Source organism: Curtobacterium sp. PhB191 (assembly GCF_004346515.1).
Classification (GTDB): Bacteria; Actinomycetota; Actinomycetes; order Actinomycetales; family Microbacteriaceae; genus Curtobacterium.
In genome coordinates this window covers 440,554-464,208 of sequence record NZ_SMBV01000001.1, presented here as the reverse complement: position 1 = coordinate 464,208, position 23,655 = coordinate 440,554, and the positions used below count along the sequence as shown (strand labels likewise).

24 protein-coding genes are annotated in these 23,655 nt (G+C 72.0%); 8 read left to right on the top strand and 16 right to left on the bottom strand.

Annotated elements, in window-relative coordinates; translation table 11 throughout:
- Positions 1-137 precede the first annotated feature (137 nt).
- From EDF48_RS02255 to EDF48_RS02240, 5 genes are all read right to left on the bottom strand, one after another.
- On the bottom strand, positions 138-1,019 hold the full coding sequence (locus EDF48_RS02255; RefSeq protein WP_131877823.1) for an aldo/keto reductase: 882 nt from the start codon (positions 1,017-1,019) through the stop codon (positions 138-140).
- 9 nt (positions 1,020-1,028) lie between these two features.
- Positions 1,029-1,661, bottom strand: a complete 633-nt coding sequence (locus EDF48_RS02250; RefSeq protein ID WP_131877821.1) for a YdeI/OmpD-associated family protein — start codon at positions 1,659-1,661, stop codon at positions 1,029-1,031.
- 70 nt (positions 1,662-1,731) lie between these two features.
- A complete protein-coding gene (locus tag EDF48_RS02245) occupies positions 1,732-3,282 on the bottom strand; it encodes an FAD-binding protein (RefSeq protein ID WP_165932301.1) in 1,551 nt (516 codons plus the stop codon).
- Positions 3,279-3,515, bottom strand: coding sequence for a hypothetical protein (locus tag EDF48_RS18985; protein ID WP_159572479.1), 237 nt, complete (start codon positions 3,513-3,515; stop codon positions 3,279-3,281). Before EDF48_RS18985 ends, EDF48_RS02245 begins: the two co-directional genes overlap by 4 nt.
- Positions 3,516-3,574: 59 nt before the next feature.
- A complete protein-coding gene (locus EDF48_RS02240) occupies positions 3,575-4,114 on the bottom strand; it encodes an acyl-CoA thioesterase (RefSeq protein WP_131877816.1) in 540 nt (179 codons plus the stop codon).
- Positions 4,115-4,242: 128 nt separating this feature from the next.
- Here EDF48_RS02240 and EDF48_RS02235 point away from each other — a divergent pair, with 128 nt between their 5' ends.
- Together EDF48_RS02235 and EDF48_RS02230 are read left to right on the top strand one after the other, a co-directional pair.
- Entirely contained in the window at positions 4,243-5,229 is a 987-nt protein-coding gene (locus EDF48_RS02235) for an aldo/keto reductase (RefSeq protein ID WP_131877814.1), read from the top strand.
- 177 nt (positions 5,230-5,406) lie between these two features.
- The gene (locus tag EDF48_RS02230) at positions 5,407-6,813 is read left to right on the top strand and encodes a nucleobase:cation symporter-2 family protein (RefSeq protein WP_243698011.1); all 1,407 of its coding nucleotides are present in this window, start codon (positions 5,407-5,409) and stop codon (positions 6,811-6,813) included.
- Here EDF48_RS02230 and pucL read toward each other — a convergent pair.
- The 7 genes from pucL to EDF48_RS02190 all read right to left on the bottom strand — a co-directional run bounded on the left by pucL (position 6,810) and on the right by EDF48_RS02190 (position 13,651).
- The gene (gene pucL / locus EDF48_RS02225) at positions 6,810-7,727 is read right to left on the bottom strand and encodes a factor-independent urate hydroxylase (RefSeq protein ID WP_131877812.1); all 918 of its coding nucleotides are present in this window, start codon (positions 7,725-7,727) and stop codon (positions 6,810-6,812) included. The genes EDF48_RS02230 and pucL overlap by 4 nt on opposite strands.
- Before the next feature lie 5 nt (positions 7,728-7,732).
- Positions 7,733-8,530 (bottom strand): hydroxyisourate hydrolase, encoded by a 798-nt coding sequence (gene uraH, locus EDF48_RS19585; protein WP_347812843.1) that lies wholly within the window; start codon positions 8,528-8,530, stop codon positions 7,733-7,735.
- Between the two features lie 205 nt (positions 8,531-8,735).
- Positions 8,736-9,218, bottom strand: a complete 483-nt coding sequence (locus tag EDF48_RS02210; protein WP_123937056.1) for an FBP domain-containing protein — start codon at positions 9,216-9,218, stop codon at positions 8,736-8,738.
- Positions 9,219-9,387: 169 nt separating this feature from the next.
- Positions 9,388-10,182: a class I SAM-dependent methyltransferase gene (locus tag EDF48_RS02205; RefSeq protein ID WP_131877810.1), complete on the bottom strand. Its 795-nt coding sequence runs from the start codon at positions 10,180-10,182 to the stop codon at positions 9,388-9,390.
- 40 nt (positions 10,183-10,222) lie between these two features.
- A complete protein-coding gene (locus EDF48_RS02200; protein ID WP_123293003.1) occupies positions 10,223-11,134 on the bottom strand; it encodes a helix-turn-helix transcriptional regulator in 912 nt (303 codons plus the stop codon).
- A 114-nt stretch (positions 11,135-11,248) separates the two neighbouring features.
- Positions 11,249-12,508 carry a hemolysin family protein gene (locus EDF48_RS02195; protein WP_131877808.1) on the bottom strand — a complete coding sequence of 420 codons (1,260 nt, stop codon included), beginning with the start codon at positions 12,506-12,508 and terminating at the stop codon, positions 11,249-11,251.
- A gap of 153 nt (positions 12,509-12,661) precedes the next feature.
- The gene (locus EDF48_RS02190) at positions 12,662-13,651 is read right to left on the bottom strand and encodes a M23 family metallopeptidase (protein ID WP_131877806.1); all 990 of its coding nucleotides are present in this window, start codon (positions 13,649-13,651) and stop codon (positions 12,662-12,664) included.
- Positions 13,652-13,811: 160 nt separating this feature from the next.
- On the opposite strand from EDF48_RS02190, the gene EDF48_RS02185 reads away from it, so the two are divergent.
- The gene (locus EDF48_RS02185) at positions 13,812-14,306 is read left to right on the top strand and encodes a hypothetical protein (RefSeq protein WP_111083592.1); all 495 of its coding nucleotides are present in this window, start codon (positions 13,812-13,814) and stop codon (positions 14,304-14,306) included.
- A 15-nt stretch (positions 14,307-14,321) separates the two neighbouring features.
- On the opposite strand, the gene EDF48_RS02180 is transcribed toward EDF48_RS02185, so the two are convergent.
- On the bottom strand, positions 14,322-16,013 hold the full coding sequence (locus EDF48_RS02180; RefSeq protein ID WP_131877804.1) for a cation:proton antiporter: 1,692 nt from the start codon (positions 16,011-16,013) through the stop codon (positions 14,322-14,324).
- 27 nt (positions 16,014-16,040) lie between these two features.
- On the bottom strand, positions 16,041-16,406 hold the full coding sequence (locus tag EDF48_RS02175) for a hypothetical protein (RefSeq protein ID WP_131877802.1): 366 nt from the start codon (positions 16,404-16,406) through the stop codon (positions 16,041-16,043).
- 193 nt (positions 16,407-16,599) lie between these two features.
- Between EDF48_RS02175 and EDF48_RS02170 the strand changes: the two genes are divergently transcribed.
- Positions 16,600-18,810, top strand: a complete 2,211-nt coding sequence (locus EDF48_RS02170) for an NADP-dependent isocitrate dehydrogenase (protein ID WP_123937051.1) — start codon at positions 16,600-16,602, stop codon at positions 18,808-18,810.
- A 133-nt stretch (positions 18,811-18,943) separates the two neighbouring features.
- On the opposite strand, the gene EDF48_RS02165 is transcribed toward EDF48_RS02170, so the two are convergent.
- Positions 18,944-19,396 (bottom strand): DUF3817 domain-containing protein, encoded by a 453-nt coding sequence (locus tag EDF48_RS02165; RefSeq protein WP_131877800.1) that lies wholly within the window; start codon positions 19,394-19,396, stop codon positions 18,944-18,946.
- Positions 19,397-19,485: 89 nt separating this feature from the next.
- On the opposite strand from EDF48_RS02165, the gene EDF48_RS02160 reads away from it, so the two are divergent.
- Complete coding sequence (locus EDF48_RS02160; RefSeq protein WP_243698010.1) at positions 19,486-20,262, top strand: ThuA domain-containing protein; 777 nt, start codon at positions 19,486-19,488, stop codon at positions 20,260-20,262.
- The gene (locus EDF48_RS02155; RefSeq protein ID WP_131877798.1) at positions 20,259-21,413 is read left to right on the top strand and encodes a GAF domain-containing protein; all 1,155 of its coding nucleotides are present in this window, start codon (positions 20,259-20,261) and stop codon (positions 21,411-21,413) included. Before EDF48_RS02160 ends, EDF48_RS02155 begins: the two co-directional genes overlap by 4 nt.
- A 44-nt stretch (positions 21,414-21,457) precedes the next feature.
- On the opposite strand, the gene EDF48_RS18980 is transcribed toward EDF48_RS02155, so the two are convergent.
- Entirely contained in the window at positions 21,458-21,901 is a 444-nt protein-coding gene (locus tag EDF48_RS18980) for a hypothetical protein (protein WP_165932300.1), read from the bottom strand.
- 74 nt (positions 21,902-21,975) lie between these two features.
- Here EDF48_RS18980 and EDF48_RS02145 point away from each other — a divergent pair, with 74 nt between their 5' ends.
- Entirely contained in the window at positions 21,976-22,626 is a 651-nt protein-coding gene (locus EDF48_RS02145; protein WP_165932299.1) for a ScbR family autoregulator-binding transcription factor, read from the top strand.
- Between the two features lie 116 nt (positions 22,627-22,742).
- Positions 22,743-23,621: an aminoglycoside phosphotransferase family protein gene (locus tag EDF48_RS02140; protein ID WP_131877792.1), complete on the top strand. Its 879-nt coding sequence runs from the start codon at positions 22,743-22,745 to the stop codon at positions 23,619-23,621.
- The last annotated feature ends 34 nt before the right edge of the window (positions 23,622-23,655 follow it).

Sequence of the window (23,655 nt, the reverse complement as noted above, 5' to 3'; positions counted from 1 at the left end):
GGACATACCGAGTATGCCCATACTGCGTATGCATGCGCAAGCGCGGTGGTGGGGAGCGCGGGAGACGGACGGGAGGCACGGTGCCAGCTGGCACCGTGCCTCCCGTCCGCCGTTTCGGTCGCGTCCGCGACCCCGGGTCAGGAACCCAGCTTCGACAGCTCCTCGAACTCGTCGTCGGTCAGCTCGATGGTCGCGCCCTGCAGGTTGTCCTCCAGGTGCGAGACGCTCGAGGTACCCGGGATCGGGAGCACGACGGGCGAGCGCTTGAGCAGCCACGCGAGGGCGAGCTGCGCCGGGGACGCACCCTTCCGCGACGCGATCTCGGTGAGCGGGGAGTCCTCGCCGGTCAGCCCGCCGGTCGCGAGCGGGAACCACGGGATGAACGCGATGCCCTGCTCGGTCGACCAGTCGAGGAGCTCTTCGGCGTCGCGCTTCTGCAGGTTGTACAGGTTCTGCACGGAGACGATCGTCGCGATCTCCTGGGCAGCCTTGACGTCGTCGACCGACACCTCGGACAGGCCGATGTGCCGGATCTTGCCCTCGTCCTGCAGCTTCTTCAGCTCGCCGACCTGGTCCTCGAGCGGGACCTTCGGGTCGATGCGGTGCAGCTGGAACAGGTCGATGCGCTCGAGGCCCAGACGGCGGAGGCTCATCTCGGCCTCCTGACGCAGGTACTCCGGACGGCCGACCGGCGGCCACTCGTTCGGGCCGGTCCGGGTGAGTCCGGCCTTCGTCGCGATGACGACGTCGTCCCCGTAGGGGTGGAGCGCCTCGTGCAGGAGCTCCTCGGCGACGTACGGGCCGTACGAGTCGGCGGTGTCGAAGAAGTCCACGCCGAGCTCGACGGCGCGCTGCAGCACGCGGATGGCCTCGTCGTGGTCCTTCGGAGGTCCCCAGACGCCGGGGCCGGTGAGCTGCATGGTGCCGTAGCCGAGGCGGTGGACCTCGAGGTCGCCCCCGATGCGGAAGGTGCCGGAGGCGGCGGCCGGACGGTTCGTGGTGTCGGTGCCAGTGGTCATGTCCCCGGTCTACGCCGGAGGCGTTGCCGGTCCCTGAGTCGGTGTCCCCCGCCGCTCCGACCGGTCCGGACGCGGGTGCGGCGTCTCACCCCGTTCCAGCCCTGCGACGAGCTTGGTCAGCCGGTTCGTCCGCGAGGTCGCACTCGGCGCGGTCGTGATCCGGTGCAGCACGGCGTACCGGTTCGTGCCGTCGAGCTCGGCGAACAGGGCGGCTGACGCGGGTGACGCGTCGAGCGCGGCCTGCAGGTCCTCGGGGACGGTGGCGGTCGCCGGCCCGGCGTACGCGCGGTCCCACCGGCCGTCGCCCTTCGCCCGGTCGATCTCGGCCTGCCCGCGCTCGCGCATCCGGCCGTCGGCGATGAGCGTCGCCACGAGCCCGAGGTTGCGCTGCGACCAGAGTGAGGCCTTCCGCCGCGGGGTGAACCGCTGGCGGTAGGTCGTGTCGTCCCGCCCACGCCGCTGCCCGTCGATCCAGCCCGAGCACAGTGCCTCGTCGAGGGCGGTGTCGTAGGTCAGGGTCGTCGGCTCGGTGACGCCCTTCTTCGCGAGCACGAGCCACACCCCGTCCGCGTCACCCTCGTGCGCGTCGAGCCAGGCGCGCCAGGCAGCGACGTCCGGCAGCACCAGGTCGACGATGTCCATGCGGTCATCGTAGGACGGCCCGCCGGCCGGCCCCGGCTCTCGCGTGCGTCGGGCCGAGACTCGTGCGGCGTCAGACCCAGTTCGGCTGGTCGAGCACGCCCGTCGGGTCCGCCTGTTCGGCGATGCGGTGCAGGCGCGAGGTGTTGTCCCCGAAGTACGCCGACGGGTCCGTGATCGCCGCGTCGCAGTAGTTCGCGTACGCCGCGTCGCCCCACGCCGGCCGCATGGCCCGTCGGAACCCCCGCACGTACGCGTCGAACGGTGCGGGGTCCGCGCCGTCGGCGAAGACCGCGGTGTACTGCACTGTCATGAGCGCGGACCGCCACGGGAACGCCGAGTCGGTCCGGCCGATGTCCGCCACGACGCCGCCGAGGGCATCGAGCGCGACCCCGCCCTCGAGGTTGCCGTCGACGTCGCCCGCCGCGGCCGCCCGGGCGACGAGCACGTCGATCTGCGCGTCGGTGAGCTTCGCCGATCCGATCGACGACGTCGCTGCCTCGGACACCCGCTGCGGCTTCCCCGCCAGCGCGGACATCGCGGCGCCGTAGGTGAGCACCTGCCCGGTGTGGGCGAGGGGCTTCGCACCGGTGGCGGCGATGAAACCGTCGACGGAGGTGTCGGCGCCGGTCTTCGATCCGGTCCACACGCCGGTCACGGTGACCGTCGGCGCGGTGTGCCGACTGCCGTTCAGCAGCTTGAGCGTCGACCACAGCTTCGGGTCGGCGGTGGGCGCCCAGTCCTGCCAGGCGCGCACCACGGCAGCGGCGGCCGACCACGCGAACGTGATGCTGAAGAGCAGGACGGGAGGCGCGGCCTGCGTCCGGTACGTCAGTGCGGTCACGACGCCGACGGTTCCACCGCCCCCACCGCGGCAAGCCCAGAACAGGTCCGGTTCGCTGGACGTCGAGACCTCGTGCACGGCGCCGTCCGGAGTGACGAGCGTGACGCCGGTGAGCTGGTCGCAGGTCAGCCCGAACGAGCGGACGAGCACGCCGACCCCACCGCCGAGGGTGAGCCCGCCGATGCCGACGGTCGGACAGGAGCCGGCGCCGATCGCCCGTCCGGCCTTCGCGAGCGCGGCGTAGACGTCCCCGAGCTGCGCGCCCGGGCCGATCGTGACGGTGTCGTCGTCGTGCAGTTCGATGTCGTCGAGGTCCTGCGTGCTGATCACGAGCGACCGCGGGACGTCGGTCCCGGGTGCGCCGCCGGCGGACCAGCCCGTGTACGAGTGCCCACCCGCGCGCAGTGCGACGGGGGTGCGGGTGTTCCGCGCGAAGGCGAGACCGGCCTGCACGTCCGCGACCCCGGCGACGCGCAGGATGCCCTGCGGGTCGGCGTCGTCGTACCGCGGGTTCTCGAGCACGCGGGCGCTGTCCCACCCGTTCGACCCGGACCGGAGCACCGTGCCGGAGACCGCGGCGGCGAGGGCGTCCCACGAGTCGGGGCCGCCGGGCGTCGGCGTGCTCGAAGGCGTCCTCGTCGGCTGTGCGGAGCCGCTGGCGGTCGGTCGCGGCGAACCCGACGGAGTGGGGCTCGGCCGGGTGCACGCTGCCAGGACCCCGGCGAGCCCGAGTCCGACGCCCCCGGCGAGCAGGGCGCGCCGGGTCGACGTGCGGCTCACGAGCCGGCGAGTCCCCCGCTGGCACCGGTGATGCCGGGGTGTGCAGACTTCGCGAGGCCCTCGGTCATCGAGTGCGCCGCTTCGGCGTCGGCGAGGGAGCGGGCGCCGAGTGTCGGGTCGACCGGTTCGAGGTGGGCGAGGCGCTTCGCACGACGGCGGTTCTGCACCTCGAGCACGGTGAGCAGCGCGGCGATGGCCACGACCACTCCGATGACGATCCACATGACGACCATGACGTTCCCCTTCCGTCCCGGGGCGTCCACCCCGTCCCCCGAGCGTACCGCCGCCGTGACTACGCCGCGCTGCTGATCCGAACGGCACCAGCCCACCCGTGCACCCACGCGGGCAGTTCACGGTCGGCCGGTGCTCCGCCGACGGCGTCGAGCAGGTCCGCCATCGGGACCGTTCCGCCGGCGCGGCGCAGGAACCGCGCCTGCACGACGGCACGGGCGACGACGGCTCCGCGACGGACGAAGGTCTGCTCCAGGTACACGGCCCGGTCGTCGACGCCGAGCACCCGGGTCACGAGCTCGAACCGCTGCCCGAGCGTCAGGGGCCGCTTGTACGTGATGGTCTGCGCCGAGACGACCGGGTACCAGCCGCGCTCCGCGATCGCGCCCCAGAACCCCGACCGCAGCATCAGGTCGAGCCGCCCGAGGTCGAGCATCGACAGGTACTTCCCGTTGTTCACGTGCCGCAGCGGGTCCAGGTCGGTCAGGGTCACGCGGAACGGTGTGCGTGCCTCGTCCCAGAGCGACGGCCGCCGTCCACCCGTCGTCGGGCGGAGCCGGACACGCAGGCGCAACAGGAACAGCCGGAAGTACAGGTTCACGCCCCGATCACACCAGAAGGCCGCGCTGCCCCGCGTGGACCTTGGAGGATCCACACGAACGGTGCCCGTGTCTGACCGGCACAGGCAGTGCCTTCCTCCGAGCGGCGCACCCGGAGTAGACCTGCACCATGCAGACACGCAAGCTCGCAGACCTCGAGGTCGGACCCGTCGGCCTCGGCACCATGGGCATGAGCGCCTTCTACACGGGCGCCGGCACCGACGACGCGGAGTCGATCCACACGATCCACCGCGCGATCGATCTCGGCGTCACCCTGTTCGACACGGCCGAGGCGTACGGCCCCTACACGAACGAGGACCTGCTCCGCCGGGCCCTCGCCGACCGCCGCGACGACGTCGTGATCGCGACGAAGTTCGGCCTCATCACCCACACCGCCGGTGAGGAGACGCCCGCCACCGGCCGCGGCATCAGCTCCGCACCGGAGTCCGTGCGCGAGGCCCTCGAGGGGTCCCTGCGGCGCCTCGGCACCGACCACATCGACCTGTACTACCAGCACCGCGTCGACCCGGCCGTCCCGATCGAGGACGTCATCGGGCAGCTCGCGGGCTTCGTGCAGGAGGGCAAGATCCGGCACATCGGCCTGTCCGAGGCCGGACCCGAGACGATCCGGAAGGCCCACGCGGTCCACCCGATCACCGCCCTGCAGAGCGAGTACTCGCTGTGGACGCGCGACCCCGAGGGTGCGGTGCTCGACACCCTGCGCGAGCTCGGCATCGGCCTGGTGCCGTACTCGCCGCTCGGCCGTGGGTTCCTGACCGGTGCGATCACGAAGCCGTCCGACCTGGACTCCGACGACTTCCGCCTGGCGAACCCGCGCTTCCAAGAGGAAGCGTTCGCGCAGAACATGCGCATCGTCGACGCCGTCAAGGCGATCGCGACCGAGGCCGAAGCCACCCCGGCCCAGGTCTCCCTCGCCTGGCTGCTCGCCCAGGGCGACGACGTCGTGCCGATCCCGGGCACGAAGCGCGTGTCGCGCCTCGAGGAGAACGTCGGTGCCGCCGACCTGACCCTCACCGCGGACCAGGTCACGCGCCTGTCGGCGCTCCCGGTCCCGAGCGGCGACCGTTACCCCGACATGTCGACCATCGGTCGCTGACGCAACCGGATGACGGCCGGGAGGCCCGTGGCGGATCCGCCACGGGCCTCCCGTCCGTCTCGGCGTGCGTTTCGGGCGCTGGTCCGGTGACCGACGCGACCCACGCCCGTCATCGCGGGGAAACACGGGGTGCATAGCGTCCGGAGCACAGGGAAACCACCGCTCGAAGGGGACGCCATGACGACCACGAAGACACCGCGCGCGACACCGACCGAGGACGGCGTCGACTCCGTCCCACCGCTCGCCAGGCTCCTGCCGCTCGGCCTGCAGCACGTGCTCGCGATGTACGCGGGCGCGATCGCCGTGCCGCTCATCGTCGGTGGGGCCCTCGGCTTCGACAGCGCCGACCTGGCGTTCCTCATCAGCGCCGACCTGTTCGTCGCGGGCCTCGCCACGATCGTGCAGTCCGTCGGCTTCTGGCGGTTCGGGGTCCGGCTGCCGCTCGTGCAGGGTGTCACCTTCGCCGCGGTCGGCCCGATGATCGCGATCGGATCGGAGCACGGCATCACCGCCGTCTACGGGGCGACGATCGCCTGCGGTGTCTTCATGGTGGTCGTCGCACCGTGGTTCGCGCAGCTCGTCCGGCTGTTCCCACCGATCGTCACCGGCACGGTCATCCTCATCATCGGTCTGTCGCTCATGAGCGTCGCCGCCGGCTGGGTCACCGACGGCGGCAAGGACGGTGCTGCCGACCCGCTCGACGTCGCGTTCGCCGCCGGGGTCCTGCTCGCGATCGTCCTGGTCGAACGGTTCGCGCCGCGCGGTCTCGCCCGGGTCTCGGTGCTGTTCGGACTGCTGCTCGGCACGGTCGTGGCGCTGTTCGTCCCCGGCATGGTCGACGGCTCGGGCATCGGCGGCGCGGGCTGGTTCGCCTTCGTCACGCCGTTCCACTTCGGGCTGCCGACGTTCGACCTCGCCTCGATCGTGTCGATGCTCGTCGTCGGGCTCGTGATCATGACCGAGACCACCGGCGACATGATCGCGGTCGGCGAGGTCACCGGCCGCCCGGTGTCGAAGCGCACGCTCGCCGACGGTCTGCGCGCGGACGGACTCGGCACCGTCGTCGGCGGGGTGTTCAACACGTTCCCGTACACGGCGTTCGCGCAGAACGTCGGGCTCGTCGCACTGACCGGCGTGCGCTCCCGGTACGTGGCGACGGCGGCAGGCGGCATCCTCGTGGTGCTGGGCCTGGTGCCGAAGGTGGCCGCGGTGGTCGAGGCGATCCCGCACGCGGTGCTCGGCGGTGCCGGTGTCGCGCTGTTCGGCATGGTCGCGGCGTCGGGCATCAGGACGCTGTCGAAGGTGCGGTTCGACAACCGGAACGTCCTGGTCGTGGCGCTGCCGCTCGGCATCGCGCTGCTGCCGACCGTCGCCCCGGAGATCTACGGGCAGTTCCCGACCTGGTTCACGCTGGTGTTCGACTCGGGGATCTCGGCCGGCGCCGTCGCGGCGATCCTGCTCAACCTGCTGCTCGGGTCGCGTTCCGTGGCCGAGCGGTACGGCGAGGACCCGGCGGTCGGTTCGTACGACGGGGTGCGGTCGACGGCGCCGATCGCACTGCCGCGCGAGGAGCCCTCGGCCTAGACGAAGGCGGGCAGGTGCTCCCACGCGCGGGGCGCCTCGGCCACGCCGTCGCGGACGACCGTCCCCTCGATCAGCCCGTAGGGACGGTCGGCCGCGATGAACACCTCGTTCTCGTTCGTCAGGTCGAACGGCGAGAGGTCCACGACGAAGTGGTGCTTGTTCGGCATCGCGAACCGCACCTCGGCGAGTTCGGGCCGCAGTTCGATCGCCGCCCGCCCCATCTCCCACAGCGTCTGCTGCAGGGCGAGCGAGTGCACCGTGGCGAACTGCTCGAGCATCACGGCGACGACTTCCTCGTACAGGTGGTCGTAGTCGATCCCGGCCTCGACGGCGGACGGCAGGTACCGCCACCGCGCCGTGACCTCGGTCGCCATGATCCGGTCCGTCGTCTCCGGCAGGGTCGTGAACCGCGACCGCGGGAACCCGTGGAACTCGGAGCCGGTCGACTTCAGGACGACCAGGTCCTTGACGCCGCCGGTGACGTGGCGCTCGCCGCCCTCGACGTGCACCGTCGCCAGACGGGTCCCGGTGCCGGTGCGGCGGAACGAGTGGTCGTGCGGCTGCCCGTCGACCGTGATGCGTTCCCACGGGTGCACCTCCGCCTGCCAGAGCCCGCCCTCGACCCAGTCGAACTCGCTCGTGAACTGGTCGGCGAGCAGGGCGAGGAAGTCCTCCGGAGCTCCGACGCCGTGCTCCTTCGCCAGGGCGAACACGGTGTTCTTCTGGGTGTCCGTCGCGACGATCCGGGAGTTGTCGCCGCTGGTGAACGACCCGGCGAACGCCTCGCCGATGAGCTGCGACGTCACGGTCAGGTCGGCGATCTCGTGCCGGTCCCCGTGCCGGGTCACCCGCACCAGGCGGTTCTCGGCCTTGCCGTACTTGTTCGGTCCCAAGTGGACGGTGGTCTCCGACATGGCGGTCAACTCCCTCGGTAGGTGCTGTAGGCGAAGGGGCTCAGCAGCAGCGGGACGTGCAGGTGCTCGGTTCCCGTGACGCGGAACGCCACGGTCACGAACGGGTGGAAGGTCGGCACCCCGGCGGCGGCGAAGTACGGGCCGGTGTCGAAACGCAGCACGTGGTCGGTGCGCGCGAGCACGTCGGGGCCGAGTGCCGCACGGCCGTCGGTATCGGTCGAGCCGGTCGCGACGACGTCACCGTCGACGGTGCTGAGCGTCAGGCCGACGCCGACCGCCGGGGTGCCGGTGGTGGCGCCGAGCACGTGCGTGGTCAGGTGCGGCACGGCGAAGGTCGCACGGATGCGGTGCAGGGCGATGTCGGCGAGGGCAGCGGCGGCCTCGTGCGCCTCGACCGCCGGGTCGGCCCCGAGGCGCCGGTCGAGCTCGGCCAGCAGCTCCTCGGGGGTCCGACCGGCGGCCCGCACCAGGAACACCCGCCCGAACCGTTGCTCGTACGCGACGTTGCCGTCGGCGATCCGGCCGGCCACCTCGTCGCCGGCGGTGCGCATCGACGACTGTTCGCGGGCGGACGAGGCATCGGTCGTCCGCTCCCCGATCCGCGGGTGCTGCGCGAGGGCGTGGTCGAGTTCCGGCCCACCCCACGACGCCGACTCGGCACGTGCCCGGTCGATCAGCGCCGGCACCGAGCCGAAGGGGCGCGCGGCCACCAGGGCGTCGACCCACGCGGGCACGTCGGCCCATCGCCGGATCACCGCGGCGGCGTCGGGGGCGGTCGCGTCGTCGAGGTCGCCGAGGTCCATGTGGCGAGGCTACGGAACGACCGTTTCACCCGCGTTACCGGGCGGTTTCCCCCGCAACGCGACCCGCGGCCCTGAAACGGTCGCGTCTGCCGGACGGGAGGCCCGTGGCGGCCCCGCCCCGCGCCTCCCGTCCGCTCGTGCGCACGTCGACGACGTCTGCGCGGGCAGGAACACGCGCACTCGTCGTCCTGCTGCGCAGGAGCGCTCAGACCTCCGTGGCGAAGGACGCTGCGCGCAGCTGCAGGTCCTCGATGCGCCGCAGGCGCGCGGCCTCGACGTCGTAGCCCTCGTAGGCGGGCGGCGGCAGCTTCCGGACGTTCCGCGAGCACTGGAAGTCCTGGCAGACGAGCGTGCCGACGGTGTCGCCGTTCCGCCCCGCCTTGCCGGACCGCTTCGCGCTGTAGAACACGACGTCGTTCGGCAGCTTGACGTCCTGGCACCACGAGCACTGGGCGCGCGAGCGCGACGAGGCCTCGGCCTGCCGGAACACGATGCCGACGAGCGTTCCCTCGAGCGTCGGCACGACGGCGTACGCACGCCGACCGATCTTCGGGTCGCGCCAGCCCAGGAAGTCGAGGGCGTCCCAGCCGATCGTCTCGAAGTCGGCGGGCAGCGTGATGTCGGTCGTCTCCTTGCGGGAGGCGTTGACGAAGGACGTGCGGAGGGTCTTCTCCGTGATGGGGAGCATGGTGCATCGCTTTCGAGCGGGCCCGGGGCGTGCGGACGCACACCGCACCGGGCGGAAGGAGGTCAGGGTTCGACGAGGGCGGCCGTGCCTGCGGGCACGACCGGGGGCCTCACGCCCTGATGCCGGCGTTACGGGCGCCGACCACCTCCTGGAAGCTCACCCCAACAGCCTACGTCGACGTGTCAAGCGCGGGGACGGCCGTCACCAGGACAAGGGCGCCCTCGTAGGTCGGCCGGATCCGCAGCGCCCCGTGCCGCCGGTCCCACTCGCCGGAGTCGAGCGCGGTACGGAGGGCGGCCACCGATCGCCGTGCGGTGAGCTCGTCGACGAAGCTCCACGCCGAGTTCGCCTTCCGGGCGCCCGGGTCGAGCAGGCGCTCCGGCCGGGCGTAGTACGCCTCGGAGAAGCCGTCGACGCACGTGAACGGGATCGGCAGCGGGGTGTTCGTGACGGTGTCGTCGCCCAGCGCGGCGGCGATGCGGTCGAGCGCCGGGTAGCGCCGGGCCTCGGTCGCCATCACCTCGGGTGCGTACTCGGCGAGCCAGAAGTCCTCGACGCGGGCCGGGTCGCACGTCAGGATCACGACCGGACCCCGGGTCACCCGGCGCAGCTCGGCCAGCCCGCGCTCGAGGTCGCCCCACTGGTGCACCGAGAACGTCGTCATCGCGGCGTCGAACGTGTCGTCGTCGAAGGGCAGGTCCTCGGCGGTGGCGTCGATCGCCCTCGACAGGGTGTCCGGCCGTTGGGCGCGCATCGACGCCGAGGGTTCGACCGCCGTGACGTCGCGATCGGTCGGCTCGTAGGATCCGGCACCGGCACCCACGTTGAGGACGGTGCGGGCGTCGCCGAGGGCCTTCGCGATCGCCCGCGCGAATGTCGGTTCGGGGCGCCGGTACTGCCGGTAGTCCTGCCCGATGCGGGCGTAGTCGGCGTCCCCCGCTGATCCGTCCGTCGTCCTGGTCACGTCCCCAGCCTACGAACCGTGCGCCGGGCCGACCAGCGGTTCAGTCGACCGACTCGGACTCCGACTCCGCCGCGCGCAGGGCCGCGTACTGCTCGGCCCGTTCCGTCGCGGCCCAGGTGCCGAGCAGGGCCAGCGACCGCTCGGACTCGCTGCCCGGCTCGGCCGAGTACGTGAACAGGGTCAGGCCGGGGTCGGCGACCAGGTCGAGCGCCTCGTACGACAACCGCAGCTCGCCGACGATCGGGTGGTCGATGCGCTTCCCACCGGCGCGCTGCAGCCGGACGTCGTGTGCTGCCCACCAACCGCGGAACTCCTCGCTGCGGGTGGAGAGCTCCCCGACCAGGGTGATGAGTCCGGGCTCGCACGGGTTCGACACCGCGGCTGCCCGGAGCACGGCGACGGCGTCCTTCGCGGTCTGCGCCCAGTCCGGGAAGAAGTCACGGGCCGCGGGGTCGAGGAACGTGAAGCGTGCGGTGTTCACGGGGCGCCCCGGGCCGGCGAACATCGGCGAGTACAGCGCGCGACCGAGCTCGTTCGTCGCGACGACGTCACCGCGTTCGTTGCGCACCCAGGCAGGCGCGCCGGTGATGGCGTCGAGCAGGCGCTGGACGCCGGGGCGGACCCGGGTGGGGACGGTGCGGTGCATCGTCTTGACGCCGGAGTTCGCCAGTCGGGTGAGGTCCCACAGGTGGACGCGCTCGTCCTCGTCGAGCTGCAGGGCGCTCGCGAGGCCCTCGAGCACGCTGTCCGAGACCCCCTTGAGCGATCCGCGCTCGAGCCGCGTGTAGTAGTCGACGCTCACGCCGGCGAGCATCGCGACCTCGTGCCGCCGCAGCCCGGGGACGCGTCGGACCCCGCCGCCGAACGACGGCATGCCGACCTGCTCGGGGGTGAGCCGCGCTCGCCGGGAGGACAGGAAGTCGCGGATCTCGTTGCGCACGTCGATACCCATGGGGAGAGCGTACGTGGCGGCGCTGTCCGTCCGGCAGGCACTGGCGGTACCCGCCGGGCGGACGGGAGGCCCGTGGCGGCGACGCCACGGGCCTCCAGGTCAGCTGCGCGGAGTTCAGAGCGTTATGTCGGCCGTGATCCGGACGCGCGCCACGCGGTGACCGTCCATGGCGGTCACCTCGAGGCGGTGTCCGCCGGCGGCGACGACGTCGCCGACCTCCGGTACGCGGTCCAGGTGGACCTGGACGAGGCCGCCGACGGTCTCGTAGTCACCGTCGGGCAGCGCCGGACCGCCGTCGGCGACGAGGTCCTCGAGCACCGTGGACCCGTCCACGCCGTCGTGCTCGGCCGTGGGTTCGTCGTACTCGTCGCGGATACGGCCGACGAGGTCCTCGAGCAGCGCCTCGAGCGTGACCATGCCCGCGCTGCCGCCGTACTCGTCCACCACCAGGGCGATCTGGTGCCCGTCGGTCCGCATGTCCGCGATCGCGCTCGACAGCGACTTCGTCTCCGGCAGTGCCAGTACGGGGCGCACCAGGGTCGACACCGGTGCGTCCGGGTCGCTCGGCCGGAGCAGGTCGCGGAGGTGCACGAAGCCGTCGACCTCGTCGCGTCCGCCGGAGGTCACGAGGTACCGGGTGTGACCGACCTCGATCGCGTGGTCGGTGGCCTCGGCGATGGTCAGTGCGGCGTCGATCGTGGACACGTCGTACCAGGGGCGCATCGACTCGCGCAGGATCCGGTCACCGGCGTCCAGCGCACTCCGGGCGATCCGGCGGCCCTGCTCGTCGACGCCGGTGTGCTCGTCGACGAGGCCGCGGAGCTCCTCGGTGCTCATCGACTCGCTCCGGGCGTTCGGGTCGCCACCGAGAGCGCGGACGACCAGGTTCGTCGAGGCCGACAGCACCCAGATCACCGGGCGCATGAGGGTCGCGAAGCGGTCGAGGGTCGGCGCGACGAGCATCGAGAAGCCCTCGGCGCGCTGCAGGGCGAGTCGCTTCGGCACGAGCTCGCCGAACACGAGCGACAGGTAGGCGATGACGAGGGTCATCAGCACGAGAGCCACCGTCTCGGCAGCTCCCTGGCCGAGTCCGAGCCCGGTGAACAGGGGTGCGACGTCGGGCGCGATCGACGAGGCGCCGTACGCGGCGGAGAAGAACCCGGCGACGGTCACACCGATCTGCACGGCCGCGAGGAACCGGTTCGGGTCACGCCCGAGTTCGGCGACCCGCAGGCCACGGGAGCCCCGGCGTTCGAGCTGCTGCAGCTGCGACTCACGGAGCGAGACGAGTGCGATCTCGGCGGCGGCGAACACTCCGCCGACGAGCACGAAGAGGATGACGAGCCCGAAGGCGATCCAGGTGTCGGCGCCCATCAGCGGGCAGCTTCCTCGGATCGACGACGGGCGGGCGGTCTGTGGTGATCGTCCATGCCTGTGAGTCTGCACAGGACAGCTGGGACGTCACCCCACCAGCGCTCGACGTCTGCTGTGCGTCCGGGGTGCGTGCGGGGTGCGTGGTGTCGGGGGCTACGTCGTCAGTGAGCGGCCGATGCGGGCTTCGAGCCACGCCTCGGGGTCGATCGGGGTCACGCCGTCCATCAGGACCTCGAGGTGCAGGTGCGCACCGGTCGAGACGCCGGAGGACCCCACGAGTCCGATGAACTCGCCGGCCTCGACCTGGTCGCCGACCTTGAGCGGCGACGACCCCGGGATCATGTGCCCGTAGAGCGTCGACACCTGGCGGCCGTCGATCTCGTGGTCGATGATCACGGCGTTGCCGTACGAGAAGTACGTGCCCGAGATCCGGACGGTGCCCGCGGCGACGGCACCGATGGCCGTGCCCATGCCGGGTGTGAAGTCGAGGCCCTGGTGGAGCGAGGAGCACGCGCCGCACGGTGCCGAGCGGTAGCCGAAGCCCGAGCTCATCTGCACCGGGCCGGGGAACGGGGAGCGGACCGCGCCGCCGTACGAGACGGCTTCGCCTGCGATGCCACTCGTGTCGGCCGTGCCGCCGGTGGTGACGATCCGGCGCGTCGTACCGCCGCCGACGGTGAACCCGTCGCGGTCGAGCCCGGTCGCGGTGACCGCCTGGGTGACCGCGTAGTCCTGGGTGCGCACGATCGGCGCGATGGTCGAGGTCGCCATCGAGGTGCCGGCGCTGGCGTGGGCGGGCATCGCCGAGGCGGCGAACATCGCGATCGCAGCGGCCGCGCTGGTCAGGGTGATCCGTCCGGCACGACCGGACCGGGAGGCCCGTGGGGCCTTCGGGACGCTCGTCACGGTGGCAGCGGGGCGGCGGACCACGCGCGTGATGCGGGTGTCGACGTGCTCGGTCGTCGCGCGGGCTGCGGTGGCGCGGCGGCCGACGGGCTTCGCGACCTTGGCGGGCTTCTCCGGCTTGTCCGCTCGGCGCTGGGGCTTCCGGGCTGCGGCGCGCTCGGCCTCGAGGGCAGCGCGACGGGACAGGTGCACCACCGGGGTCTCCGGGTGCTGGTCGAGTTCGGGTGCAGTCGTCATGGCCGCCCACCATTCTGCACGACTCTGTCGCTTTGTACAGGCCCCACCGTGATCTTTTCGTTACCGCGGGGCTGGGAGGCACCTGATCACCGCGGGCCCCGACGCCCCCGACCGTCCGACATCGGTAGCGTCGTGGGAAAGCGACGGAAGGACCCGCACCATGGCCCGATCGCCGCGAGAGCGGCCCGCGCAGGTCGACCTCGGCACCGCCGACGTCGTGCTCGCCGGCACCCAGGAACTCCTGCCCGTGCTCCGCGCCGCCGCGGTGCGCGCGGGCATCGACGCCGCACGCATGCGGGTCATCGGGGTCGACGACCTGCCGGACCCCGAGGAGACCTGGGACGCCGAACTCGCGGTCATCGCGATCCGGCGCCCCGGTGACGACCCCGCGTTCCACCGTGCCCAGGCGGCCGCTGAGCTCATCGATCCGCTGCTCGTGCCGCACGCCGTCCGGATCGTGGTGACGGTCTCGGGACTGACACGGCTCGCGCCCAAGGTAGAGCGCACCCTGACGTCCGAGGTGCTCCACCAGATCGACGCCGCATCGGCGCCGTCGGGGTTCGAGCGGCCGTTCCGCAGCATGCGGATGCGGCTCGGGCTCGCAGCACTCCGGGCCGCCGGCGTCCGGGTGTTCCGCGTCTCGATCGGCACCTGACCGGCCTGGCCGTCGTCAGCGGGCAGGCGCCCCGCGGAGTTCGAGGGCGATCTGCTCGGCGTCGAGGTTCTGCAGCATCGACTCGAGCACCTCGGCGTCGAAGGTGCCGTCGTCGCGGGCGTCGAGGATCGCGGCGCGTTGTGCCTCGAGCACGGCGAGCCGCCGCGCCTTCTCGCGGCCCATCCACGCGCGGAGTTCCGCCGGATCGGCTGCCTCCAGTTCCTCGCGCGTCCGGGGGCCGGCTTCGCTGGTACCGGGGACCTGCTCCGCCGCGGTCCGCATGAGTTCCAGCAACCGCCCGCGTTCCTCGGTGTCCTTCGCGGCGGTGTCCGGCACCGGTGCGGCGATCCGACGGAGCAGCGGGCCGATCGTGCTGCCCTGCACGACGAGCGAGAGCAGGGCCACCGCGAACGCGACGAACACCAGGAGCGACCGTTCCGGAGTGTCCGTCGGCAGGGTCTGCGCCGCCGCGACGGTCACCGCGCCGCGCATGCCCGCCCAGACCACCGCCGTGCCCTCGCGCCAGCCCAGCGGTGCCGTCGTGTAGTACGCGATGTCCGCCAGGGTTCGCCGGACGCGTGTCGTGAACCGGTCGAGTTCGCGCTCCGACGGCGCCCGGTTGCCCGGTCGGTGCTCGCGGATCACCTCGCTCATCGCGTCGCGGTCGCCGGCGTGCATCTCGGCGAAGCGGTCCTGCATCCGCTCACCGCGCTTGGCGGCCGCCGACAGCGCGAACAGGAGCGGCACGACGTACGCGGTCCGGACGAGCACGGTGAGCACGAGGGCGCCGACGGCGATGAGCAGCGCCGGGCCGATGCCGGAGTGGTCCTCCTGCACGTCGCGGAGGATCGTCGCGAGTTCGAGCCCCATCGTCAGGAACACCGCGCCCTCGAGCACGAGCTCGATGGTCTGCCAGTTCTGCGCGTCGGACAGTCGGTGCCCCGGCGGGAGCTTGCGCGGTCCGACGATGCCGGTGAACAGCCCCGCGACGACAGCGGCGACGAGTCCTGACCCGCCGAAGTGCTCGGTCGGTACCGCGGCGACGAACGGCACCGCGAAGGACAGCGCCGTGTTCACCGCTGCGCTCGGCACCCGGGAGCGCACGAACACGTTCAGCCAGCCGACGAACCAGCCGATGACCACCGCGATGGCCACGGCGCCCGCGAAGTCGCCGAGCGCTCCCCAGAACGAGAACGACGCGGCAGCGGCCACGATGGCCGTCCGCAGGAGCACCAGTGCGGTGGCGTCGTTGAGGAGCGATTCACCGTCGAGGATCGAGATCGCCCGGCGCGACACCGAGGTCTGCTTGACGATCGACGTCGCGACGGCGTCGGTGGGACTCACGATCGCACCGAGGGCGATCCCCCACCAGAAGCCGAGGCCCGGGACCACCCAGGCGAAGAAGAGCCCGAGCACGAGGCTGCTCGCGACGACGAGCAGCACCGACAGCCCACTGATGGCACCGAACTCGCGCCGGAAGTTCATCGACGGCATCGACACCGCCGACGAGTACAACAGCGGCGGCAGGACTCCGGCGAGGATCCACTCGGGCTCGATCTCCGCGTTCGGGATGAAGGGCAGCAGGCTCGCGACGACCCCGACGGCGACGAGCACGAGTGGCGCCGCGACCCCGATGCGGGGCCCGAGCACGGCGGCACCCGCGATGGCGATGACGGCGATGACGCCGACCACGAGGAGTTCGGTCACCGGTCCAGCGTGGCACCGTCCGCGCGATCAGGTCCTGTCGGGCTCACCGCTGTGGAGAGACCCCGCCTGGACCGAAGGGTGTGGAGGGGCGGCGTGGGCGACGACCGCGACGCTGCCGACGGCGAGCACGAGCGCCAGCGCCCCGGCGCTCACCGCTGTGCCGATGCGGCGGAGTCGGGAGCGTCCACCGCGGTCACGCGGGGCGAACCGTGCCAGCCCCCGGCGCGGTTCCGGCCCGACGAGCCACGGTCCGGAACCGTCGACGTCGTACGAGAACGGCCCCGAGCCGTCCGGCGCGTACCGGTACGGGCCGCTGCCGTCCGAGGCGTAGGCCGAGCGGAGGTCCTCCGCGGTCCACCCGAAGTCCTCCGGTGTCTCACGTGTCGTCGCCATGATCGCCCTCCTGCGGCTCTGGAACTGCGGAAGACCAGTCCACCGAGCGTTCCTATGAGCCGACAGTGCGCCTCCAGGACGTCTGCCGAGTACCTGCCGGACGCAGGCCGGACCATGTATCTTGATGTCGAGACATCCCGCACCACGAGTAGCGTGGACGTACCGACGGTCGAACAAGGGAGTACCCGCCAGCATGGCCAAGATCATCTACACCCTCACGGACGAGGCGCCGTTCCTCGCCACCCACTCCTTCCTCCCGGTCATCCAGGCCTTCGCCGGCACCGCTGGTGTCGACGTCGAGACCCGCGACATCTCGCTCGCCGGCCGGATCATCGCCCAGTTCCCGGAGCGGCTCACCGACGAGCAGCGCGTGGACGATGCCCTGGCCGAGCTCGGCGAGCTCGCGAAGACCCCCGAAGCGAACATCATCAAGCTGCCGAACATCTCGGCGTCGATCCCGCAGCTCAAGGTCGCGATCAAGGAACTGCAGTCGCAGGGCTACGACCTGCCCGACTACCCGGACGAGCCCACGACGGACGAGCAGCGCGACGCCCGCGCCCGCTACGGCCGCGTCCAGGGCAGCGCCGTCAACCCCGTGCTGCGCGAGGGCAACTCCGACCGCCGCGCTCCCCTGTCCGTCAAGAACTACGCCCGGAAGCACCCGCACCGCATGGGTGCGTGGAGCGGCGACTCGAAGACGAACGTCGTCACGATGGGCGTCGACGACTTCCGCTCGAACGAGAAGTCCTGGATCGCCCCCGCCGACGACGTCCTGACGATCACGTTCGTCGCCGAGGGCGGCGAGACCCAGGTCCTCAAGCAGTCGATCCCCGTCGTGCAGGGCGAGGTCGTCGACGGCACCGTGCTGCACGTCGCCGCACTCGAGGCCTTCCTGCAGGACCAGATCCAGCGCGCCGCAGCCGAGGACATCCTGTTCTCCGTGCACCTCAAGGCGACGATGATGAAGGTCTCCGACCCGATCATCTTCGGCCACGTCATCAAGGCGTTCTTCCCGTCGGTGTTCGAGCGCTTCGGTGCCGACCTGGCCGCCGCCGGGCTCACCCCGAACGACGGTCTCGGCTCGATCCTCGCGGGGCTCGACGCCCTGCCGAACGGCGCGGAGATCAAGCAGGCCTTCACCGACGGCATCGCCGCGGGCCCCGAGCTGGCGATGGTCGACTCGGACAAGGGGATCACGAACCTGCACGTCCCGAGCGACGTCATCGTGGACGCCTCGATGCCCGCGATGATCCGCACCTCCGGCCACATGTGGGGCCCGGACGGCGACGAGCACGACACCCTCGCCGTGATCCCGGACTCGAGCTACGCCGGCATCTACCAGACCGTGATCGACGACTGCCGCGTCAACGGTGCCTTCGACCCGGCGACGATGGGCTCCGTGCCCAACGTCGGGCTCATGGCGCTGAAGGCCGAGGAGTACGGCTCGCACGACAAGACCTTCGAGGTCCCCGGCGCCGGTGCCGTCCGCGTGACGAACGCCGCCGGTGACGTCGTCATCGAGCACGACGTCGAGCCCGGTGACATCTGGCGCGCCTGCCAGACCAAGGACATCGCCATCCGCGACTGGGTCAAGCTCGCCGTCACCCGTGCCCGCGCCTCGGAGACCCCGGCCGTGTTCTGGCTCGACGAGACCCGGGCGCACGACGCGAACCTGATCGGTCTGGTCCGCCAGTACCTGGGCGAGCTCGACACCGAGGGCCTGCAGATCGAGATCCTCTCGCCGGAGGACGCCATGCGTTTCTCGCTCGAGCGCATCCGCCGCGGCGAGGACACCATCTCCGTCACGGGCAACGTCCTGCGCGACTACCTGACGGACCTGTTCCCGATCATGGAGCTCGGCACCTCGGCGAAGATGCTCTCCGTCGTCCCGTTGCTCGGTGGCGGCGGCCTGTTCGAGACCGGTGCCGGTGGCTCCGCCCCGAAGCACGTCCAGCAGCTCGTGCAGCAGAACTACCTGCGCTGGGACAGCCTCGGCGAGTTCCTGGCCCTGGCGGTCAGCCTCGAGCACCTCGCCGGTGTGACGGGCAACGAGCGGGCGAAGATCCTCGGTGAGACGCTCGACCGTGCCACCGGGACCTTCCTCGAGCAGGACAAGTCCCCGGGCCGCAAGCTCGGCTCGATCGACAACCGCGGCAGCCACTTCTACCTGGCCAAGTACTGGGCGGAAGAGCTCGCAGCGCAGACGACGGACACCGAGCTCGCAGCGTCGTTCGCCGAGATCGCGGGCAAGCTCGACGCGCAGGAGCAGCAGATCGTCGAGGAGCTGAACGGCGTGCAGGGCCACCCGGCCGACATCGGCGGCTACTACCGCCCGGATGACGCCAAGACGAGCGCGGTCATGCGCCCGTCCGCCACGTTGAACGCGACGCTCGCCGCGCTCTAGACGCACGCACCTGACGGACGGGAGGCCCGGTGCCAGCTGGCACCGGGCCTCCCGTCCGTCAGTGGTCGCGACCAGGGCCGCGCATCGTGAGCAGAAATGGTCGGGTCCGCATCACGAACCCGACCATTTCTGCTCACGAAGTCACGCGGGGCGGGCCCGCCGCCAGCAGCACCACGAAGACCAGAGCGACCGCCACGACCCCGATGACGACCGCGACTGCGGGGCGACGCACCACGAAGAACAGCAGACGGTCCCAGAAGCCCGAGCGCGCGTCGGGTGAGCGGCGCCACGGGCCCTCGAGCATGCCTCGGCGGGCGACCGCGACCTCGAACGGCACCGTGGCGTAGGGCACGACGGCACTCGCCCAGCCGAGCACGAGTGCCCCGAGGGTCCAGCGCTGGTTGACCGCGACGACGGTCGTCACGACGAGGTAGGCCAGGAACACGAAGCCGTGCACTCCGCCGCCGATCCGGACGCCCCAGTCGCCGGCGTCCAGGCCGTACTTGAGCACCATCCCGGCGATGAGCATGGTCCAGGTCACGAGTTCGGCGACCGCGGCGGCACGGAACAGGGAGCGGGGAGTCATGCCCACATCGTCGCGGACGTGTCCCGGGAAACCCCCGACACTCCGGTGGTCGTATCGATTCGACGCCCGGGGAGGCTAGCGTTGGAGCCATGTCAGTGCCGACCGAGAACCGTCCCCTGAACATCGTCGTCTGGAACGAGAACGTGCACGAGACCCGCGGTGACGCGACGGTCATCGGGCACTACCCCGACGGCATGCACACCGTGATCGCGGCAGCGCTCCGCGAGCACCACCCCGACGCCACCGTGAGCACCGCCACGCTGCAGGAGCCCGACCACGGCATCACCGCCGAGCGCCTGGCCACGACCGACGTCCTGTTCTGGTGGGGCCACGCCGCCCACGACGAGGTCAGCGACACCGTGGTCGACCTGGTCGTCGACGCCGTGCACGCCGGCATGGGCTTGGTGGTGCTGCACTCCGGGCACTACTCGAAGCCGTTCAAGCGCCTGATGGGCACCACCTGCTCGCTGAAGTGGCGCAACGACGGTGAGCGCGAACTCGTCTGGACGATCGCGCCGGAGCACCCGATCGCCGCCGGGGTGCCGCACCCGATCGTGATCGACCGGCAGGAGATGTACGGCGAGTTCTTCGACATCCCGCGCCCCGACGAAGAGGTCTTCCTGTCGACCTTCGCCGGCGGCGAGGTCTTCCGGTCCGGGGTCGCCTACCGCCGCGGTCTGGGGAAGGTCTTCTACTTCTCCCCCGGCGACCAGGAGTACCCCGTCTACCACCACCCGGACATCCAGCGCGTGCTGTCGAACGCGGCGGCGTGGGCCGCTCCGGTGTCCGAGCGACGCGAGTTGACGGCCGACCAGCACCCGCGGGACTGGTTCCTGACGGAGGGTGCGGGTAGACAGAGCGCATGACCCAGCTGGACCCCGCCGCGCACCGGACCGCCGTCGTCGAGGCACTCGGTGTCCTCGGCAGCGGCCCGGAGGAGCGGTTCGACCGCATCACCCGCATGACCCAAGAGGCGTTCGGGGTCCCGCTGACGTTCCTGAACCTGGTGCACGGCAACGTCGTGACGGCGCAGTCGACGCAGGGCTGGCGGCAGGGCGGGAGCGCCCCGGCGGAGCAGGTCTTCTGCTCGACGACGGTGCTCACGAACGAGCCGATGGTGGTGCCGGACGCGCTGCTGGACCCCCGGTTCCGCGACCTGGCAGCGGTCACCGAGCAGGGCATCCGGTTCTACGCCGGAGCACCGTTGTCGATGCTCGACGGCACCCGTGTCGGCACGCTCTGCATCATGGACGCGACCCCGCGCGAGCTGTCGGCGGCCGACCTCGACCTGCTGCGTGACCTCGCACGGTGGGCGGAGCGCGAACTCGGCCACGCGATCGACCGCGATCGGGTGACCCGCGTGCTCGAGGGCCTGGTCCCCGGACCCGTCGAGGTCCCCGGACACGACCTCGACACCCTGGTGCTCCGGACCGAGGACGGCGGTGGGGACGTCGCCGACTGGCGACTCGCCAGCGACGGTGCGCTGCACGTCACCATGGGCAGCGTCGCGGCGGCCGGACGCGCGTCCGGCCTGCTGGCCTCCGCGGTCCGCGGTGCCGTCGTCGCGCGTACCGAGACCGCCATGCAGGACGCGATCGGCGGCCTGGAGGCCCAGATCACGGCCGACCTGTCCGCTGCGGACGCCGTCGGCTCGCTCTTCCACCTGCGGCTCGACCCGACGTCGGGGCACGTCGTCTTCGGGGACGCCGGCCACGGCCTCGCCGTGCTCGTCCGCGCCGACGGCACCAGCCGGGCGCTGCACTCGCTCGACCTGCCGCTCGGCCTGCAGCCGGAGTCCGTGCCGCGGTCCCCCGCCATGCTCGACCTGGCGGCGGGCGACCGGCTCGTGGTGTGCACCGAGGGCGTCCTGGCGCTCGACGGGATCAGCCACCTCGACGACCTGGCCGCCCTGGTCGCTGCCGAGCCGACCGGTGCCGCGGTCGTCGAACGGGTCCGCGCCCTGGTGCCGGCCGGCGCAGCCCACGACGTGACGCTGGTCGTGCTCGGGCGGCGTTGAACACCGTCCGCTGACGACGCCGCTGCCGCAGTCGTGCGCCGCGGTCAGGAGCGGAAGCGGTCCTGCCGTGATCGCGGTGCGCCGGTGAGCGCGACGACGAGCAGCGTGGCCAGCAGTCCGAAGCCCGCGAGCTCGATGCCGAGGCCGGCGAGCTGCCAGTAGGCACTGCCGACCACCTGCGGCTGCGTGATCGACTCGGGCCACCACGCGTCGATCAGCGGGAACGATGCGGGGAACGGGTCGAGGCCGAACACCACGAGCCCGCCGAGCAGCAGGACGACACCGAGCAGCGCCATCACCCCGCGGGAGCGCCCGACCATGTGCACGACGAGCGCGGCTGCCATCCCGGCGAGGCCGACGACGGCGATCAGGAACGCGAGCACGACGATGGTCTGCGGCGCGAGGGCCACCCAGTCGAGCACCGCGATCGGCAGCAGCAGCCACCGTCCGGTCCGCGCCCACCGCGCGGGGTTCCGCCATCCGTCCATGGCGGCCAACCGTAGGGCACCTGCCCGAACGCGGGCCGTGCGCAGGCCCGGAGCGGGACTACGATCGGGAGGTGATGGCGCAGGACGGACGCACCCGGCAGCAGCGGGCGCTCGAGACCCGCGCGGCGATCATCGGGGCCGCGGCCGCCGAGTTCGACGAGCGCGGGTACCTCGGCGCGTCGATGGACGGCGTCGCCGAACGGATCGGGCTGACCAAGGGCGCGCTGTACTTCCACTTCGCGTCGAAGGCCGACCTCGCCGGCGCGGTGATCGCGCAGCAGCACGAGGTCTCGCGGCGCTACGGCGAGGCCGCGGTCGCCCGGAGCCGGACGCCGCTCGAAGCCCTCATGTGGATGTCGCAGGGACTGGCGACCCAGATGGTCACCGAGGTCGTCGTGAGCGCCGGCATCCGTCTGTCGACCGAGGTCGCGACGCACGACGTCCCCCGTCAGGACCCGTACACCGACTGGATGGCGCTCATCGCACAGACCGTCCGCCAGGCGATCGACGCCGGCGAGGTCGACCCGCGGTGGGACCCGGAGCTGGTCGGACGCGTGGTCATCCCCGCGTACACGGGCGTGCAGACGGTGTCAGACGTGCTCGCCGACCGCACCGACCTGTACGAACGCCTGCGGGAACTCTGGACGGTGCTGCTCGCCGCGCTCGTCACCGAACGCCTCCGGCCAGAGGTCCCGCGACTCGTCGCCATCATCGCGCCGGAATGACGCGGGTCCCCCCAGGGAATCACCCACGTCACCGTCCTGCGAGCATACCCAGCGGTCGGTTTCCGCACCCGCCCCCGTTCGCGGGCATGTGTCCACCGGCCCACTAGCCTGAGCCGGTGCCCACACCACCGGCAGAGGTCGACGTCGACGTCCCGCTCGTCCGGGCCCTGCTGCACGCCCAGCACCCCGACCTGGCGGACCTGACGATCGTGGTCGTCGCGAACGGCTGGGACAACGTCATCGTGCGGCTCGGCGACGAGTACGCCGTGCGGTTGCCGCGTCGGGAGCTCGCAGCACGCCTGGTCGAGCACGAGCAGCGGTGGCTGCCGGAGATCGCCGCCCGCGTCGCACCCGTCGTCCCGGTGCCTGCCCCGGTGCGCGTGGGCCGTCCGGCGCTCGGGTACCCCTGGTCGTGGAGCATCGTCCCGTGGCTCCCGGGAGCACCCGTCGGTGAGCGTGCTGCCGGTGTCCGGGTCGCCGAGGCCCTCGCGGAGTTCGTGCGACTGCTGCACGTGCCGGCTCCGGCGGATGCTCCGGCGAACCCGTTCCGTGCGGTGCCGTTGGCGACGCGCAGCGACGCCGTCCTGACGCGACTCGCCACGCAGGACGTGCCCCGGGCCGTGGAGCTGGCAGCGGTCTGGCGGACCGCGGCGGCGCTGCCGACGCACACCGGGCCTCCCGTCTGGGTGCACGGCGACCTGCACCCGTTCAACCTGCTCGTGGACCGCACGCCGGACGGCGACGAACGCCTGTCGGCGGTCGTCGACTTCGGCGACGTGACCTCGGGGGACCCCGCCGTCGACCTCGCCACCGCCTGGCTGACGCTCGACCGGGAGGCCCGCCACGCGTTCCGGACGCTGGTCGCCGCTCCGGACGTCACCTGGGGACGCGCGCGCGGGTGGGCGATCGCGCTCGCCTCCGCGCTCGCGACGTCCGACGAACGCGCCTTCCGGAGCGTCGCGCGGCGCAGCATCGACGCGGTGCTGGACGGCTGAGACCCCGCGGGGCTATCGTGACCGCACCATCCGT

What these genes read in the sequence shown, in the direction of transcription:
- EDF48_RS02255 (WP_131877823.1), bottom strand. Translation starts at nt 1,019, where the DNA reads ATGACCACTGGCACCGACACCACGAACCGTCCGGCCGCCGCCTCCGGC.
- EDF48_RS02250 (WP_131877821.1), bottom strand. Translation starts at nt 1,661, where the DNA reads ATGGACATCGTCGACCTGGTGCTGCCGGACGTCGCTGCCTGGCGCGCC.
- EDF48_RS18985 (WP_159572479.1), bottom strand. Translation starts at nt 3,515, where the DNA reads ATGGTCGTCATGTGGATCGTCATCGGAGTGGTCGTGGCCATCGCCGCG.
- EDF48_RS02235 (WP_131877814.1), top strand. Translation starts at nt 4,243, where the DNA reads ATGCAGACACGCAAGCTCGCAGACCTCGAGGTCGGACCCGTCGGCCTC.
- EDF48_RS02230 (WP_243698011.1), top strand. Translation starts at nt 5,407, where the DNA reads ATGACGACCACGAAGACACCGCGCGCGACACCGACCGAGGACGGCGTC.
- pucL (WP_131877812.1), bottom strand. Translation starts at nt 7,727, where the DNA reads ATGTCGGAGACCACCGTCCACTTGGGACCGAACAAGTACGGCAAGGCC.
- uraH (WP_347812843.1), bottom strand. Translation starts at nt 8,530, where the DNA reads ATGGACCTCGGCGACCTCGACGACGCGACCGCCCCCGACGCCGCCGCG.
- EDF48_RS02210 (WP_123937056.1), bottom strand. Translation starts at nt 9,218, where the DNA reads ATGCTCCCCATCACGGAGAAGACCCTCCGCACGTCCTTCGTCAACGCC.
- EDF48_RS02200 (WP_123293003.1), bottom strand. Translation starts at nt 11,134, where the DNA reads ATGGGTATCGACGTGCGCAACGAGATCCGCGACTTCCTGTCCTCCCGG.
- EDF48_RS02195 (WP_131877808.1), bottom strand. Translation starts at nt 12,508, where the DNA reads ATGGGCGCCGACACCTGGATCGCCTTCGGGCTCGTCATCCTCTTCGTG.
- EDF48_RS02190 (WP_131877806.1), bottom strand. Translation starts at nt 13,651, where the DNA reads ATGACGACTGCACCCGAACTCGACCAGCACCCGGAGACCCCGGTGGTG.
- EDF48_RS02185 (WP_111083592.1), top strand. Translation starts at nt 13,812, where the DNA reads ATGGCCCGATCGCCGCGAGAGCGGCCCGCGCAGGTCGACCTCGGCACC.
- EDF48_RS02175 (WP_131877802.1), bottom strand. Translation starts at nt 16,406, where the DNA reads ATGGCGACGACACGTGAGACACCGGAGGACTTCGGGTGGACCGCGGAG.
- EDF48_RS02170 (WP_123937051.1), top strand. Translation starts at nt 16,600, where the DNA reads ATGGCCAAGATCATCTACACCCTCACGGACGAGGCGCCGTTCCTCGCC.
- EDF48_RS02165 (WP_131877800.1), bottom strand. Translation starts at nt 19,396, where the DNA reads ATGACTCCCCGCTCCCTGTTCCGTGCCGCCGCGGTCGCCGAACTCGTG.
- EDF48_RS02160 (WP_243698010.1), top strand. Translation starts at nt 19,486, where the DNA reads ATGTCAGTGCCGACCGAGAACCGTCCCCTGAACATCGTCGTCTGGAAC.
- EDF48_RS02155 (WP_131877798.1), top strand. Translation starts at nt 20,259, where the DNA reads ATGACCCAGCTGGACCCCGCCGCGCACCGGACCGCCGTCGTCGAGGCA.
- EDF48_RS18980 (WP_165932300.1), bottom strand. Translation starts at nt 21,901, where the DNA reads ATGGACGGATGGCGGAACCCCGCGCGGTGGGCGCGGACCGGACGGTGG.
- EDF48_RS02145 (WP_165932299.1), top strand. Translation starts at nt 21,976, where the DNA reads ATGGCGCAGGACGGACGCACCCGGCAGCAGCGGGCGCTCGAGACCCGC.